Here is a 16,180-nt window from a genome sequence, read left to right on the forward strand (position 1 = left end):
TTTAATATGAGCCCTTACAGTACCTTATCGCCACGCTCCTTTGTCCTTACGCGGATAGCATCGGATACCGGGCTCATGAAAATTTTCCCGTCACCAATGTTGCCGGTATTCGCCGCATCGCAGATCAAATCCACGACTTTCTCAGCCAGATCGTCTGAAACGACGACTTCAACCTTAATCTTCGGGATAAAATCGACTACATACTCAGCACCTCTCCAGTTCTGGGTTATACCTTTCTGCTGACCTCTTCCGCGAACCTCTGAAACGGTCATTGAACCTGCACCAACCGAGTCCAGGGCTTCTTTTACACTGTCCACTTTCTGTGCACGTATTATCGCTTCAATTTTTATCATATCACTCACCCTTTACAACAGGCTCTGTCTGCATAAAGTCCGGATATCCACTCATTCCATGTTCACCGATATCAAGGCCTTCTATTTCCTCACGCTCGGATACACGCAGTCCGACGGTCTTCTTCAGTATATAGAACATTATTGTTCCCACACCGAATGCCCAGACGAATACAGTCACTGCACTTATGATCTGCGAAACCATAAATCCGGCGTTTCCGTATAAGAGACCGGATACGTCTCCGTAGGTTCCGTCTGCAAGGAGACCTAACGACAGGATACCCCATAAACCGCATACACCATGAACCGATATTGCTCCTACAGGGTCGTCTATTTTAAGTTTCCACTCGATGAACCAGACGCTTCCTATTACAAGGGCACCTGCAATAAGACCGATTACAACTGCTGCAACAGGGTTAACCCATGCACAGGGGGCAGTTATTGCAACAAGACCTGCAACGACACCGTTTCCTGTCATCGGAACATCAGGTTTTCCGTATTTAAGCCATGTAACTATCATTGCCATTATTCCGCCGGCAGCTGCGGCAAGCACAGTGTTTGCGGCGATTATTGAAATCCTGAGATCAGTTGCTGCAAGTGTGCTGCCCGGGTTGAAGCCGAACCATCCAAACCAGAGGATAAAGACACCGAGTATTGCAAGGGTAATGCTGTGTCCCGGAATACCCACAGGTGTCCCGTCCTTTTTGAATTTGCCGATACGGGGACCGACAAGCCAGGCACCTGCAAGTGCAACGAAACCGCCTACTGCATGAACTACTCCTGAACCTGCAAAGTCAAGTGCACCGAGCTGGGAAAGCCACCCTCCGCCCCACATCCAGTGCCCGTATATCGGGTAGATTATTGTCGTGACCAGAAGACTTGCAATACAGTATGTACTGAATTTTGTCCTTTCTGCCATTGCCCCGGATACAATTGTTGCAGCCGTTGCACAGAAGACCATCTGCCAGAACCACAGTTCTATAACCGAAACATCATAAGAGTCCCCGATAAGGAAGAACCCGTTGAGACCTACGAACATTCCGGTAATTCCGGTTGCTGTCCCCATCATAAGGGCAAAACCGATACCCCAGTACCCAAGAGCACCGATACAGAAGTCCACCATGTTCTTCATCATGATGTTTGCTGAATTTTTAGCTCTTGTAAGACCGGCTTCAAGCAGTGCAAAACCTGCCTGCATAAGCATCACCAGAAATCCACAGATAAGAACCCAGGTGAAGTTTATTGCTGTGTCCGGATCGGAACTGTATGTGTCTGCTCCTGACGGATCAGCACCCATTACAGGTGAGATCATCGCAAGAATAAAGATCAAGAAAATGATCTGCATTACTCTGACTTTGTTTATCATCAGATTATAACCTCCTCAACAAGAAGGAAGTTTCTTTCTATTGATATTAAATGTTTTCTTTTAGACAAATTGAGGAACAGCGCATAAATACGGCATTAACAGACTTTAAAATTTAAAATTTCCAGTATAAACACTCAAAACAGGAGTCGTGCACAAAAGTATCTGAACAGGAAGTGGCAGGAATATTATTTCCACCTCTTTCACATGCGCTGTTAGTTATAACATTTAATATACGGGAAAATTACCCGTAACCAATATCAGCCCTTACGCCAATTATCAGAACAGGTGGGACTAATGAAAAAATATCAGAAAATAGTCCTGTTGCTCCTAATGATATTTGCAATAACTCTTGCTGCCGGATGCATGCAAAATTCAGGCAAAACATCAGGTGTGAACAACAACGGCGGAGGAAACATAAGCGCAGGAAACGGCATGAACAATGATACAAACCCTGGACCCGGGGCAGGTGCCGGACCTTCATTCTCGCAGGGTTATTACAGAAACAACTTCTCTGAAAATCTTACAAACGAGATTTTATCACTCCCGGCAGGAGAACTGACGGAAAACGAAAAATCATTGATATTGTACATCACTGAAGAAGAAAAGCTTGCACGTGACACTTACCTTATGTACTTCGATATCTGGGGAAGAAACGTGTTCCAGAACATCGCCGGATCAGAGCAGTCCCATATGGATGCAATGGAGATGCTGATAGACAGGTATGGTCTTACAGACCCTGTAAACGAGAGGAGAGGAGTTTTCACAAATGAAAACATCCAGAACATGTATGACAAATTCGTATCCTCAGGCTCCGAATCCGTGGAAAAGGCCCTGAACAACTCAATATACATAGAGGAAACTGACATAAGCGACCTTGAAGAGGCAATAGCAGGTACTGACAAACAGGACCTCAGGCTTGTATACAGAAACCTCCTGAACGGGTCGCAAAGGCATCTTGATTCTTTCAAAGAGAACCTGGAACTTTTAAGGCTAAAGTCCATGATGGGCCCGGGACCCGTTATACTCCCTCCGGATGAAATAGAAAATCTTACCGGGCCGCAAAACACAACACAGACATAAAAATATACTTCTTTTTCACTGAAACGTCCCCGACAAACGGACAGGCAACTGCCAAATACATGGAAAAAACGGTTTTGTCAAAAGCAAAATAGCATAAGCTAATGGAGAGAGAACATATAATTATAAATATCGGTACGAGACAAGCCGCTTTATTCTCCTTACATTGCCCGGATTCCTGAAGGATTTTACCGGGTACAATGCAAAAAATCGCAGAAATACCTATTTTCATCGCGAAATTGAGGAAAGACAAAAAACCAGAACTGGCATCAGGCAAAAGTGGATAGTTATGATTAAAGGCGAACTTAAAGGTGACGGGGTAGTCCTCGGGGAAGACGGACTTTCACTCTATGAACAGGGCGGATACGGAAGACCCGGTGGGGATAAACTTGCTCTCTCTGCTGAAGAAGCTCTATATCTTGCTGCAAGGGGCAGAATCTGTGTCGGCTGCTACAGTTTTGAACAGCTTCTCGGACAATTTATGGAAAAGTCCTATTTTCTGCGAAAGTTTCTGGTCTACCGCGATATCCGCGAAAGAGGATTTGTAATACAGGCAGGGCCGCAGGACTTCAGGGTTTTTAAGAGAGGACAGAAACCGGGAACAGGTTCGTCATATTACCTGATGCGTGTACTCTCCGAGCGTGATCTCATAGAATTCTCAAAAGTTGCAGAAGAGGTAAAAAGTGCTCACAACATGCGCAAACAGTTTCTCCTTGCTGTAGTAGATGACGAAGAAGAGATAACATACTACGAGGTAAAGATAAGCAGCCCTATGGAAGGCACTGCAAAGCCCATATGCAGTCACATAACAGGAAATGCATACGAAAACGCGGTTATAATCCCTGCAAATCCGGAAGACTCGGAATTCGAGGAGACAATGCTTGGGACAAAATTTGACCAGGAAAGAATTATGCTGTCATCGGTTGAGGCCCTGTACCTCCTGAAAAAGGGTATTCTGGAGCTGAACGGAGGAATGACATACGATGAATATTACAGGCGCGCCGAGGAAAACGATCACGAACTCAGCCAGAAGACCATCACGTACACAAACCTCCGCGACCTTAAGAACATCCCGAGGACGGCATATAAATTCGGCCACCATTTCAGGGTTTATTCCGGAAAAAAGCAGCACTCGGAACTTTTGGTACACTCACTTCCAGAGAATGAGTCAATGCCCATGAGCGTTATATCACGCTCAGTAAGACTTGCTCACAGTGTTCGCAAGAAGATGCTTTTTGCCTGTGTAAAAAAAGACAATATAGAGTACATCGAATTCGCAAGAATCAAACTATAAATATATTTACAGAACCAGCAGTTGGAAAAAACATGCAGTCCGAGATAAATCCGTGGTCAAGCAGGCAGAATATTGACACGGAAAAACTATTCCGTGATTTTGGTATAAAACCCGCAGGACAGGCTATAAAAGATCTGAAAAATCCCCCTGTCTTTTTCAGGAGAGGAATCGTTGCAGGCCAGAGAGACTATGCCGCTGTTGCAGACGCAATAGAAAACCACAAAAAATTCTATGTTATGACAGGCTTTATGCCGTCGGGGCACCCCCATCTGGGACACCTGATGGTCATGAAGGAAGTGGTCTGGCATACACTGATGGGAGGTACAGGCTATATCTCGGTTGCAGACAGGGAGGCACACGCGGTACGCGGGATATCCTGGGATAAATGTAAGGAATTCGGAAAAGAGTATCTCAAATGCATATATGCTCTCGGATACAGGGGAAACACATACTTCCAGAGCGAAAACAACCCCTTAAAGGACCTTGCCTTCGAAAGTGCCACAAAAATAAATTTCTCGGAGCTTTCGGCAATATACGGCTTTACCCAGGAGACTTCCCTTGCACACGCAATGAGCGTTGCAACTCAGGTCGCGGACATCCTCTACCCGCAGACGAGAGAAGGGCCTGCACCGACAGTCGTTCCTGTAGGAATCGACCAGGACCCTCATATAAGACTTACAAGGGACGTTGCCGGAAAACTCAGGATGTTTACCGTAATCGACCTTGAATCCGGATCTCCCGGTGTAAGCATACGCTCAAAAAATGCCCCTGTTAAAGCGATGGACAAACTGGAAAAAGCATTTCCTGGATGCAAAAGATACGAAGGTCACATTGACGTATACGGTGCAGACAGGGACTTAGTTGAAAAAACGGTAAGAGAGACAGAGCTGGACTGCGGCGGATACGGATTCTACCTTCCTTCAGCAACATACCACACCTTCCTCCAGGGGCTGATGGGTGGAAAAATGTCGTCAAGTGTTCCCGAGAGTCTTTTCAGGTTCGACGAGCCTGAAAAGGATATCAGGAAAAAAATAATGAACGCTCTCACCGGGGGAAGAATGACCCTTGAAGAGCAGAAAAGACTAGGGGGAGAACCTGAAAAATGCTCGGTGTACCTCTTAAACCTGTTCCATATGCAGGAGGACGACGAAGAGCTGAAGGATATGCGGTGTGCATGCAGGGAGGGAAGACTTATGTGCGGAACCTGCAAAAAAGAGACATTTGAAAGGGTCAAAACATTTTTGAAGGACTTCAATGAAAAGATGGACGAAGTCTCACATATGGTGGAGGAATAGACTTGGTGGAGCTTACATACAACGAAAAAAGGCTGCTTGCCGTATTAAAACCTCTTAAAGACGCGGAAGAGGCGAGAAAAAAGACCCAGAGAACGATTAATGATACGGTAAAGGATGTTACTGATATAAGAAAATCGGAATTAAACCCCCTGCGTGACGTCCTGAACATTCTGGAAGAGACCAGAAACATTGCAATAAACCCCATAAAAAAGGCCCTTGAACTCTTTGAGGATGCCGCCGAAGAAAAACTTGGCCCCGTATCAGACCTTGACCGTCCTGAGGCAGCCTATCTTGCAAAGATAATGGACACGACGGAAGAGGCGGTCGTCCAGTACGCAGGCCTTCTCCAGACAAAAGGCCTCGTGGACCTCCGGAAGAAAGTATCGGTAAAATACACCCTCACGGAAGAAGGCAGAAAATACGCAGCCGAAGGCCTGCCTGAAAGAGTTCTTTTTGACTCATTCGTGGACAGTATACCGGTAACAGACCTCCAGTCCCACCCGCAGGCAAAGCTTGGAATCGGGTGGCTCAGAAAGAAAAGATGGGTCTCGATAAAGGACGGCATCGTAACGAAGATGTCGGATGCCCCGTTCGGAGACGATGAGATTGCACTTAAAAACCCCACCGCCGAAAGCCCCGGGATAAAAGACCTCCTGAAGAGAAAACTTGTAGAAGAAAAGGAGACACCGGAGTTTCGGGTATCTCTTACGACAGAAGGAGAGATACTTGTAGAGACCGGCCTTGACCTGAGAATCGAAGCAGGAACACTTACTTCGGAGCAGATAAGAACCGGGGAATGGTCAAATCTCAAACTCCGCAGGTACAGTGTAAAAACTCCTCCAAAACGTATCTTTGCCGGAAAAAAACACCCTTACCAGAGCCTTATAGATGAGATGAGGAAAATCCTGATAAGCATGGGTTTCACCGAAATATACGGCGGAATTGTGCAGGGCTCATTCTGGAATTTCGATGCTCTCTTCCAGCCCCAGGACCACCCGGCACGTGAGATGCAGGACACGTTCTTTTTGGACATGAACCAGGAGCTTCCGGAAAACTACGAAGTGATAAGAGATATCCACGAATTCGGCGGAGACACCTCGTCGACAGGCTGGGGAGGCGTCTGGAAAGAGGAAAAGGCAAAGCAGTGCGTATTAAGGACGCACACGACAGGCCTTTCAATCCAGTACCTCAAAGACCACCCGCAGGGCCCGTCGAAGGCCTTCTGCATTGGCCGTGTATACAGGCGCGAAGCGATTGACCCGACGCATACGCCGGAGTTCGAACAGCTTGAAGGAATAGTCATGGACGACAACGTCTCGTTCAGGCACCTTATGGGATTTTTGAAAGAGCTTTACCACAGGATGGGATTCGAAAACGTCAGGTTCCGCCCGGCGTATTTCCCTTACACAGAGCCTTCCGTGGAACCCGAGGTGTACGTCGACGGCCTCGGGTGGGTTGAACTCGGCGGGGCCGGAATATTCCGCGAGGAGGTAACAGCACCCTGGGGAGTAAAATACCCGGTCCTTGCATGGGGGCTTGGGGTATCACGTGTCGCGATGCTCAAAATGGGCCTGAAGGACTTAAGGCAGCTCTACAGGAGTGATATCGAATGGATAAGAGAGAGCCCTGTCAACAAAAAACTGGAGGACTAAAATGGCGATTATAACTCTTCCATACAAATATCTCGAGAGCCTCACAGGTGTCTCAAAGGATATCATCATAGACAGGCTTCCGATGATTGCGGCCGACATCGAAAGGTACGAGGACGACCACTTCGACGTGGAATTCTTCCCTGACAGACCTGACATGTTCTCTACGGAAGGTGTGGCCCGTGCGATGAGAGGGTTCCTGGAAATAGAGACAGGTCTCGAGAAATACGATGTCAGACCGTCTGGAATAAGTTTCTCAGTGGACGAAGGCCTCAAAGAGATAAGGCCCTATATAGCATCCGCCGTCATAAGAGGGCTGAACTTCACCGAAGAATCAATACAGAGCCTCATGGGACTCCAGGAAGCGCTGCACTGGGCTGTCGGCCGCGGAAGGGCCAAGGTTGCAATAGGAGTCCATGACCTCGACAGGGTGAAGCCACCATTTTCATATATCGCTTCAGAAAGAAGCAGAAAATTCGTCCCCCTCGACTTCGACCGTTCCATGACGATGGACGAGATACTAAAGGAGCACCCGAAAGGAAAAGACTATGCACACCTCGTCAACAAATTCGACAGGTTCCCTCTTATAGTCGACTCGGAAGACAATGTCCTGTCATTTCCGCCGATAATAAACGGCGAACTGACAAAGGTCACTACAGAGACCGGAAACATCCTCCTCGACTGCACCGGGACCGACAAAAAAGCGGTGATGATTGCGGCAAACATCATATGCACCGCCCTTGCCGAGGCAGGCGGAAAGGTTGAGAGCGTGGACGTTTCCGGAGAGATAATGCCGTCTCTTGAGCCGGCGGAAAGAACCGTAAAAGTTTCGGAATGCAACCGTCTCATAGGCTTTAACCTCTCTGTCGAAAGCATGACAGAAATGCTTGAGAAGATGCGTTTCGGCGCAGAGCCGCTTGACGAAGAGAACGTCAGGGTCCTTATACCGTGCTACCGTGCCGACATTATGCATGACTGGGATATATTCGAGGACGTCGCGATAGCCTACGGGTTCGACAACTTAAAAGCAGAGCTGCCCGACACTTTCACAATCGGAAAGGAGCATGTTCTCCAGAAAAATATGGGCACGGCAAGGACTATCATGGCAGGCCTGGGCTTTATCGAGATGATGCCTTTTACTCTTTCAAACGAGAGAATCATGTATGAGAACATGCAGAGAAGCATTCCCGACTACGCACTGTTCGTCCTCCACCCCATATCGGAGGAGCAGACCCTCGTAAGGACAGACATACTCCCGCTTTTAATGGAGACTCTCAAGATAAACCAGCACAGGGAGCTTCCCCAGAAGCTGTTTGCAACCGGAGACGTCGTCCACGGAAGGGAGACATTCCAGAAGGTTGCAGGTGTAACAATGCACACAGACGCCGATTTTTCGGAGATTTACGCCATATTCGATGCTTTTATGCACGAACTCGGTGTCGAGTACACTGTCAGGGAATCCGAGGACCAGGCATTTATTGACGGAAGACGTGCGGATGTCTTTGTAAAAGACAGGCTTGCGGGTGTTTTCGGGGAAATTCACCCCCAGGTTATACAAAACTTCGAAATGGACCAGCCGGTATCGGGATTCGAACTGGACTTAAGGATTCTTAACGGGCAGTGCAGCCGGAACACAGAGTGAAGAATCCTTTTCAGAACATTATCAATATTTTTTGGCTTTTTTTCAGGAAAACCGGTTATTATTCATGCGGATTTTCCGGTGAACCTGTCTTTATAAAAATTATTCTGGCTGATATACAACGCTGCAACAGGATTATGGCCAAGGGCCCGGTCTTTGACTATAAGAGGTGTTGTTTCTCCCTTACAATGGCGAAGGAAAAGGATATCATGACCGACACAAAGTCCTGCCATTATGTTTAACTCTGTTTTTTCGCGGTTAAGCACCTCTGCCTGGAGTATCGGATTGCAAAAGATATTCCCTTTCAGTCCCACATCCTGCGGGCAGATTTCGCCGCAAAGGCAGCAAACCGAGACAACTTCAAAGCCGTTTTCTTCAAGAATCCCGGATAATAACTTTGATTCAAACAATAACGCATAGCACGTGGCAATTCCCAGTTTCTTCATTCCACGTATCTTTGCATACTCAATTATTTCATCAACCCTTGTCCAGGAATATTTTTCCCGCGGCTTTTCAGGATCAAGAATCCTGCTCATCAGAATCTGCCAGCCCTGAATCACTGCCTGGTTTTCAGGCAGATTATACTTTTCTTTTGTTTCCTCAATTAAATCCTTATACTTAACTGTAGGACAGGATGACGGCACTCTGCCTTTCTTTTCTATGGTACTGCACCTTAGAACATTACATTTTACACAATGCGGGCTAAATTTCTCCATAATTATGCTCCGTTTTTTACATATTCATGATTACCCCTATAGTTATTTATACAAATCAGGAATACAAAACTAATATAGTTATAAAAAAATAACTATTATGGATTCTCCGTTAAAATCCGATATAAAATCCAAATGCCTCATAGATTTATTTATTGAAATTCTGGGAAACAAATGGAATATTCTCATAATCTGGCACCTGCGTAATCATGCACTACGATTTACGGACCTGCAGAAAAAAATGCATGGAGTAAATTCAAATACCCTTACATCTCATCTCCGTGAACTTGAAGATCAAAAGATAATATCCAGGGTAATGTTTCCTGAAATTCCGCCCCGCGTTGAATATTCACTGACTGAAAATGGAAAAGCACTTTTCCCCGTATTTGATGCACTCAGGATCTGGGGAACACATTACCTGGAATCCGAGGGCATGAAAATGGACGTCTGCTGATTCATATAATTAAGTTAAATGAAGATATATCTCCCGGAAATTTTTCGGTATAAATAAACCTGCAGACCGCAACCGGGGAATGAGAATATTTTCAACCGGCAACAAAAACCAGTTACGTCCTGGATTTTACTGCATCCAGGGCAATTCATACTTATACCGGAGAACTCATTTATTTTTTCGGACTGCTAAAGTCAGGCTCAATGTTACTACAGAATTAATTGAATAATTCTATATACTGATAAACTGCACTTCCTTTTGATACTGATGGCTAAAATACTGGTCTGGTCTATATTTTTTGCCGCTGCAATATTCATTGCACTGGCACCGCCCGTTATTGCGGATAACACTACAAACACCACAGGTTCAGATGATGCTTTTCTTACGGTAACATCAGACCCCTCCGGCGCAGATGTAGCAATTAACGGCAAAGACATAGGAACGACACCCGTTACAGGCTATAAACTTGTCGCGGGGACATATACCCTGTCCTTCTCAAAAAATGGATATGAAGATAAATCACAGAGCGTCACACTCTCTGCCGCCGAACAAAAGGCGGTTTCAGTAACCCTTGAGCCAGTACCGACTCCGACACCAACTCCAACACAAACTAAAACACCTGCACCTACACCCACACCTTCCCCAACACAGACTAAAACGCCTGCACCTACACCCACACCAACCCCAACACAAACTAAAACGCCTGCACCTACACCCACACCAACCCCAACACAAACTAAAACGCCTGCACCTACCGTGACTCCTGCTCCTACTCAGACAGCCGCCCCCGGGATAGGATGGTACAATGTCCACTGCAATGTCGACGGAGCGTCAGTCTATTTTGACGGAAACTACATGGGAGAGATAAAAGGAGGAATGCTTTCAGTCCAGTGGACAGTAGGTTCATCAGGGTACTCCACTGTCACTGTTGAAAAACAGGGATATACGACAGCATCACAGAGTCTTCCGGCAGCACCTCCGGCAGGCCAGACTGTTGATGCATATGTAACGCTCCAGGCGCAAACGACATCAGGCGGACAGCTTACAGTTGACACGACTCCTTTGGGTGCAAGTCTTTACGTGGACAAAATCTTCAAAGGGACGACTCCTCTGACTGTAAGTCTCAGTTCAGGGGTCCATTACATCGACATCGCGAAAAGCGGCTACAACCAGGTCACAGACACTGTCAGCATTTCAGACGGAGCGAGTAAAACAAGATATTATACGCTTGAACAGGCTTCCTCCTACGGGACTCTTGTAGTAACATCAAACCCGACAGGTGCCCAGGTCTATGTAGACGGTGCAAATACTGGAAGAGCTCCCGTGAAAATAAACAACATCCCGGCAGGAAGCCACACAGTAACTGTTTCTGCAAACGGATATTATGACTGGACGAACAGCCAGTACGTAAACGCAGGCTCGGTCGCAACAGTCAACGCCGCCCTGACCCCCGTCCCGGACCAGACGACAGGGCATATATATGCATCGTCAACACCCGGAGATGCTGAAGTTTACTTAAACGGAGCTTATATGGGGCAGACCGGAGAAAACAGCCCGTATGACCTTGTGGTGAACCCGGGCACCTACAAGGTCTCAATTGAAAAAACAGGATACCGGGATTATGACACCCAGGTCTCCGTTTCGGCAGGCCAGACGGTAAACGTAAACACAGACCTTGTCTTCATTACCGATCCCCTCACAGGCTCGATAAGCATAAATTCAAACCCATCCGGTGCAAACGCCTACGTAGACGACGTCTACAAAGGGATTACAAATTTTACTGTTCCGGGAATATCGTCAGGACAACATGAAGTAACCTTAAAACTCTCAGGATATGATGATTCTACAGGAAAAATCACTGTCACTGCGGGTGGGACGGCAACTGTATCAGTCGACATGAAACCTGAGTCAGAACCGAAAAAGTCTCCGGGCTTTGGCGCACCACTGGGAGTTCTGGCTATAATTACGGTATTTGCGATATTAAAACGCAAATATAACTGATTTTTTTATTTTCGCACTTTCACACCACACGCGGCGAGGTCGTTTATATCCAAAATTCCAACTATTATGACGTCGGCATGCAGATACCTGCATGAAACGGCAACAATTGAAGAAATAGTAGGTTAGTGAAGAAAATGACTGATTTTATTGAGACCGGAAGCTCAAAAAGCGCCGTCAGAAATCTCGAAAAGCCTGTGGAAGACATCGCATCCTTTGATGCCATGATAAGCAGAATCGTCTCCGAAAACCCGTTTGAATGCACTGATTACTCCTATGGCGGTGAAGATTTCCTTGGGATAACCAGAAACAGGGAATACTATACCGCAAAAATAAATTTTGAAGACGATAATGCAAAAGTGACAGGCTCAGTATCAGTAAAAGCACCGTCAGTTAACTCCTTCGGCTCGGCAGCGGAAAAAATCGTTTCTGATACTGAACTTGCAGGGACAATAGGTGCAGACCCTGTAAGGGACAGCTCGAAAGATGCATATTACTGCCAGCTGAAATGCCACGATGCAAACGGTGAAACATATTACGTAACCTTTACCCGCTCAAAAGTCAGGGTATCCTCCTACGAAGACGACGCAATTATGGCAAGAATAGAAAACTGGGCAGACACGGTTGATATTTTGTCATAAGAAAAAAAGCTTTCAAAAAAAGATTTGGATTTTTCCCGCGATTTTTCCGGGGCAAAACCATCTTTTAAACTTAACTGAGGATAATATGGACCCTGAAGCTTTGCATGACCTTATTATCGAGACGAGCAGGGATGTAAAATGTATCCGCGAATCAATATCGGCAATAAAGGAAAAGGAGAATGAGATGGATGCAAGAATCAGAAATCTCGAGAAAAACTTATCCAAAGCACCTGTCTCGTCCCTTAAAGAATCGCAAATTTCAGCCGGAATAGGTGCCGGTGCCGGCGGCATCGTTGCCTTTCTGATTAAACTCTTAGGGGGATAAAAGATTCATTTTTTGTACAGAAAATAAACCGTGACATACATTTCTGCAATACTCCCCCTTTCAATAATTAAGATTTCTGACTGTTCATTGGTTAAAAACTGTCGGAACTTTTTCTGGCATCAACGTTTAAGTCTTATTGGCTTCAAAGTATTCCTTTATTAAAAAAGAGGGCTTATGACAGAGATAAAACCGATAGGGATAACAAGATCTCCGTATAAAATCCGCGGCGAGGCACCGAGGCAGGGAAGAGAGGAAGATTCTGTTGAGACCGTTATAGAGATTTATGACGAATTTGAGGAGGGTCTCGGAGGTTTTGAAGGTATAAGCCACATAATAGTCCTTTTGTGGTTTGACAGGGCCGACAGAACGACGCTTTCCGGTACACCTCACGGGGCTGGCGGTGAAAAAAGACCGGTATTTACCATAAGAAGCCCCAACAGGCCAAATCCTATAGGTTTTGACATAGGGCGCATCGTATCCGTCGACGGGAGAAGAATTACCGTATCAGGTCTTGACGCCCTTGACAACACCCCTGTCCTTGATATAAAGCCGTATGTGCCTTCTATTGACTGCGTTCCCGGTGCCAGCTACCCGGATAAAAAGAAAAAAGCATAATTCTCCGATTTTTTGAGTTTGAGTTAAGGAAGAGCAACAGGATATTTCTCCTGTTGGCTAAAAAAATAAGTACTTTCCTGTACCGCCGGCACACGTGCGATAATATTTAGTAAATACTTAATTAACAAATTATACAAATTATCTTTCAGGTTAACCGGATGAAAAGAAACACCTTTTATGCAGCGGCCTCAAGGAATAATAGTAGCCCTGATTTTCTGCCGGGTCGCCCTTTACTCCGGCTCAAAAGACCTCCCAGTGCCTGTAGTCACAATAGCGGCAATAGCCGGCGCTGCTGCAATCTATATACTGAGACTGAGACTCAAAATCGATGATGCCGTAATAGTCGACGGGATTAACTCGAAGATAAATGAAAAAGCGGGAATGAGAAAACTGCAGGTCCTGTGGGTGGTATTTTTAGCACTGACAATCTCAGGCTTTTCAACTGCAATGAGCATAGAAAACCCGCGTATCGGGGACAGGATTCTGCGTGGGTCTATAACGCAGCTGATTTTCCTTGCATCAATTCTGCTTATATACCCCGCGTTCAGGATATACTACTCACGAAAATACAGAGGAGACTAGGAAAATGAAGAATCGGATTAAAGTATTTCGTGCAATGTATGACCTCACGCAAAAAGCGCTTGCCGACGAACTGGGCGTCACAAGACAGACGATTCTTGCAATCGAAAAAGGGAAATATGACCCTTCCCTTGACCTTGCATTCAAGATAGCAAAACGGTTTAAGGTCACAATAGAGGACGTCTTTACATATGAAAAAGAATGATTTTTTATTTTACATGGCATGCCAAAAATAAAGGCCCATAAAGATAACCTGAAAACACAGGTATATACAGCAAGGGTCTATTGATGTACATATATGTTCACACCCCCTGAATATTTTATATTCTCATTTCTGATAGGCTTAACAGGAGCTCTTGCACCAGGCCCTACCCTTATCGCCACTATACGTTCATCGGTTGACAGGGGATGGACTGCAGGGCCGATGGTAACCGCAGGCCATGCTGCAATAGAGACAATACCTGCTCTCCTGATAATATTCGGGCTTTCAGCGGTATTTTCGTCGTACACAAGTTATATTGCGGTTTTCGGTGGGGTAGCACTGGTTTTATTCGGCATTCTGAGCATAAAACCAGTAATAACTCCGTTTAAAAGTGACAATAATACAGGAAAATTATTCAGAAACCCGTTTACTGCAGGCGTTATAACATCCGCATCAAACCCGTATTTCTGGCTGTGGTGGTTAACTATCGGGAGCGGTTTTCTTTTAGACGGGATTAGGGGTGGTGTTATTATGGCTGTTGCTTTTATGGCAGGCCACTGGATGTCTGACTTTTTATGGTTTACATTTGTCTCAACAGGAGTTTCACGCGGAAAAAAGATTATGCCAGAGAAATTTTACGGGAAAATAAATGCAGTATGCGGAGGGTTTCTTGTGATATTCGGGATATATTACATATATTCCGTGACCGGATTTACATAAAACCTTAATTTTAAGGACAGGTTTTTTTGCCAAAAGACGACGGGAAGGAGACTTTCTGAAAATAAATACCCTCTGGTTTCTGAATGATTTATACAGGGAGTATTTTTAATATGAAATGCAAAACGGCAGACCTGCATCTTCTTTATAACCATATAACCGGATTGTTAAACCGGACAAACACACCCATTTTATTCATATATATACCGACGAAAACGACATTTACAGGAAGTGCCCCCAAAAAGAAAAAACTGATTCAAAGAAGTAAAAAAAGGCAGCATTGTTTTGCAGCCGCAATACTTCATTGGCGGTTTAGTCTTTTTTTGGCATCTCATACCAGAAAAATTAGCATTACCAAAACCTCCTGAATTAAAACCAGAATAAAAAAAACAGATCAAACAACGGCAAAAACAAAAACCAGAAATAAGCATTACCAACCCCCCCAAAGATACCGGAAAAACCCTTTTTCAAATATATCAGCCAGACATAGGAAAAAGGGTTTTATCCGGTAAAAAACAACAGCAAAAATTTGTTGTGAAAAAACTTAAACCAGATACATTTTTCACTTTTTTCATTTTTCTGCAAAGGCCAAAAAAAGAGTGCCCCGCTGATTTTAACAGATTTTTAAACTTGCAGGTATTTCTTGAATTTTAAAAACCCGGGCACTTTTTGTCAGTAAAAATCACTGATAATTACTGTCAAAACACAACCATTATCCTGGAGCGGGCCTTCTTTCAAGGAACAGTCCTATAATAAAAATTCCCGTCGTTTAACCTGACCGTTAAACAAAAAGAGCGTATCCATTGTATCCATATATATAAGGATAAGTATGACATTTATTCAGGGTGCCAAAGACGAAGGGCATTAAAAGGATTAAAAATTGAAATCCGGAATAAAATATGTCAAAATCGTGTCTTTTGCATCCTGAAGAGCAGAAGAACATCCAAAATAGTTAATGATTAACTGTTTAAAGTTTAACAGTGAAGATAAGTCCCATAACAACAGCATAAAAAGATTAAATCATAAAATCTTCATAAAACCCTGGAAAATTGCGGAAAAAATATCCAACACTCCTCATTTAAAAAAAGTTTTTTCCGCAATTTAAATCGAGAAACAAATAATCTCAGAAAGTTCTTAAAAACTTCTCATCCAGGCTGTTATGTTATTTTATCTCGACACTCATTCAACATTATATTCTGTTAATTTCGTGGATATCCTAAAACCATAGGTACGCTATGCTTTAGGAAAATGTTTTTCTCCCGCATGCAG

16 protein-coding genes are annotated in these 16,180 nt (G+C 44.9%); 13 read left to right on the plus strand and 3 right to left on the minus strand.

Features of this window, described 5'->3' with window-relative positions:
• Positions 1 to 14: 14 nt before the first annotated feature.
• Both J2128_RS10075 and J2128_RS10080 read right to left on the minus strand, forming a co-directional pair.
• Positions 15 to 353: a P-II family nitrogen regulator gene (locus J2128_RS10075; RefSeq protein WP_209691190.1), complete on the minus strand. Its 339-nt coding sequence runs from the start codon at positions 351 to 353 to the stop codon at positions 15 to 17.
• A gap of 1 nt (position 354) precedes the next feature.
• Positions 355 to 1,716, minus strand: coding sequence for an ammonium transporter (locus J2128_RS10080; RefSeq protein ID WP_209691193.1), 1,362 nt, complete (start codon positions 1,714 to 1,716; stop codon positions 355 to 357).
• Positions 1,717 to 2,010: 294 nt separating this feature from the next.
• Between J2128_RS10080 and J2128_RS10085 the strand changes: the two genes are divergently transcribed.
• From J2128_RS10085 to pheT, 5 genes are all read left to right on the plus strand, one after another.
• Positions 2,011 to 2,796 carry a DUF2202 domain-containing protein gene (locus J2128_RS10085; protein ID WP_209691194.1) on the plus strand — a complete coding sequence of 262 codons (786 nt, stop codon included), beginning with the start codon at positions 2,011 to 2,013 and terminating at the stop codon, positions 2,794 to 2,796.
• A gap of 286 nt (positions 2,797 to 3,082) precedes the next feature.
• Positions 3,083 to 4,087 (plus strand): tRNA-intron lyase, encoded by a 1,005-nt coding sequence (gene endA / locus J2128_RS10090; RefSeq protein WP_209691197.1) that lies wholly within the window; start codon positions 3,083 to 3,085, stop codon positions 4,085 to 4,087.
• A gap of 32 nt (positions 4,088 to 4,119) precedes the next feature.
• Positions 4,120 to 5,382, plus strand: a complete 1,263-nt coding sequence (locus tag J2128_RS10095) for a tryptophan--tRNA ligase (protein ID WP_209691199.1) — start codon at positions 4,120 to 4,122, stop codon at positions 5,380 to 5,382.
• Positions 5,383 to 5,387: 5 nt separating this feature from the next.
• Positions 5,388 to 7,034 carry a phenylalanine--tRNA ligase subunit alpha gene (locus J2128_RS10100; RefSeq protein WP_209691708.1) on the plus strand — a complete coding sequence of 549 codons (1,647 nt, stop codon included), beginning with the start codon at positions 5,388 to 5,390 and terminating at the stop codon, positions 7,032 to 7,034.
• A gap of 1 nt (position 7,035) precedes the next feature.
• Complete coding sequence (gene pheT / locus J2128_RS10105) at positions 7,036 to 8,673, plus strand: phenylalanine--tRNA ligase subunit beta (RefSeq protein ID WP_209691201.1); 1,638 nt, start codon at positions 7,036 to 7,038, stop codon at positions 8,671 to 8,673.
• A 62-nt stretch (positions 8,674 to 8,735) separates the two neighbouring features.
• Here the strand turns inward: pheT and J2128_RS10110 are convergent, their stop codons facing one another.
• Positions 8,736 to 9,386 carry a DUF1847 domain-containing protein gene (locus tag J2128_RS10110; protein ID WP_209691203.1) on the minus strand — a complete coding sequence of 217 codons (651 nt, stop codon included), beginning with the start codon at positions 9,384 to 9,386 and terminating at the stop codon, positions 8,736 to 8,738.
• 97 nt (positions 9,387 to 9,483) lie between these two features.
• Between J2128_RS10110 and J2128_RS10115 the strand changes: the two genes are divergently transcribed.
• From J2128_RS10115 to J2128_RS10150, 8 genes are all read left to right on the plus strand, one after another.
• Positions 9,484 to 9,837, plus strand: coding sequence for a helix-turn-helix domain-containing protein (locus J2128_RS10115; protein ID WP_209691205.1), 354 nt, complete (start codon positions 9,484 to 9,486; stop codon positions 9,835 to 9,837).
• 264 nt (positions 9,838 to 10,101) lie between these two features.
• Positions 10,102 to 11,835, plus strand: a complete 1,734-nt coding sequence (locus tag J2128_RS10120) for a PEGA domain-containing protein (RefSeq protein ID WP_209691207.1) — start codon at positions 10,102 to 10,104, stop codon at positions 11,833 to 11,835.
• A 134-nt stretch (positions 11,836 to 11,969) separates the two neighbouring features.
• Complete coding sequence (locus J2128_RS10125; RefSeq protein WP_209691209.1) at positions 11,970 to 12,473, plus strand: hypothetical protein; 504 nt, start codon at positions 11,970 to 11,972, stop codon at positions 12,471 to 12,473.
• Between the two features lie 85 nt (positions 12,474 to 12,558).
• Positions 12,559 to 12,798, plus strand: coding sequence for a hypothetical protein (locus tag J2128_RS10130; protein ID WP_209691211.1), 240 nt, complete (start codon positions 12,559 to 12,561; stop codon positions 12,796 to 12,798).
• Positions 12,799 to 12,972: 174 nt separating this feature from the next.
• A complete protein-coding gene (gene tsaA / locus J2128_RS10135; RefSeq protein WP_209691213.1) occupies positions 12,973 to 13,413 on the plus strand; it encodes a tRNA (N6-threonylcarbamoyladenosine(37)-N6)-methyltransferase TrmO in 441 nt (146 codons plus the stop codon).
• Positions 13,414 to 13,590: 177 nt separating this feature from the next.
• Positions 13,591 to 13,995 carry a DUF2178 domain-containing protein gene (locus tag J2128_RS10140; protein ID WP_209691215.1) on the plus strand — a complete coding sequence of 135 codons (405 nt, stop codon included), beginning with the start codon at positions 13,591 to 13,593 and terminating at the stop codon, positions 13,993 to 13,995.
• A 4-nt stretch (positions 13,996 to 13,999) separates the two neighbouring features.
• Positions 14,000 to 14,197, plus strand: coding sequence for a helix-turn-helix transcriptional regulator (locus J2128_RS10145; protein WP_209691217.1), 198 nt, complete (start codon positions 14,000 to 14,002; stop codon positions 14,195 to 14,197).
• Positions 14,198 to 14,290: 93 nt separating this feature from the next.
• Complete coding sequence (locus tag J2128_RS10150; RefSeq protein WP_209691219.1) at positions 14,291 to 14,914, plus strand: LysE family transporter; 624 nt, start codon at positions 14,291 to 14,293, stop codon at positions 14,912 to 14,914.
• Positions 14,915 to 16,180: the final 1,266 nt, after the last annotated feature.

The organism is Methanomicrobium sp. W14 (genome assembly GCF_017875315.1).
Taxonomy (GTDB): domain Archaea; phylum Halobacteriota; class Methanomicrobia; order Methanomicrobiales; family Methanomicrobiaceae; genus Methanomicrobium.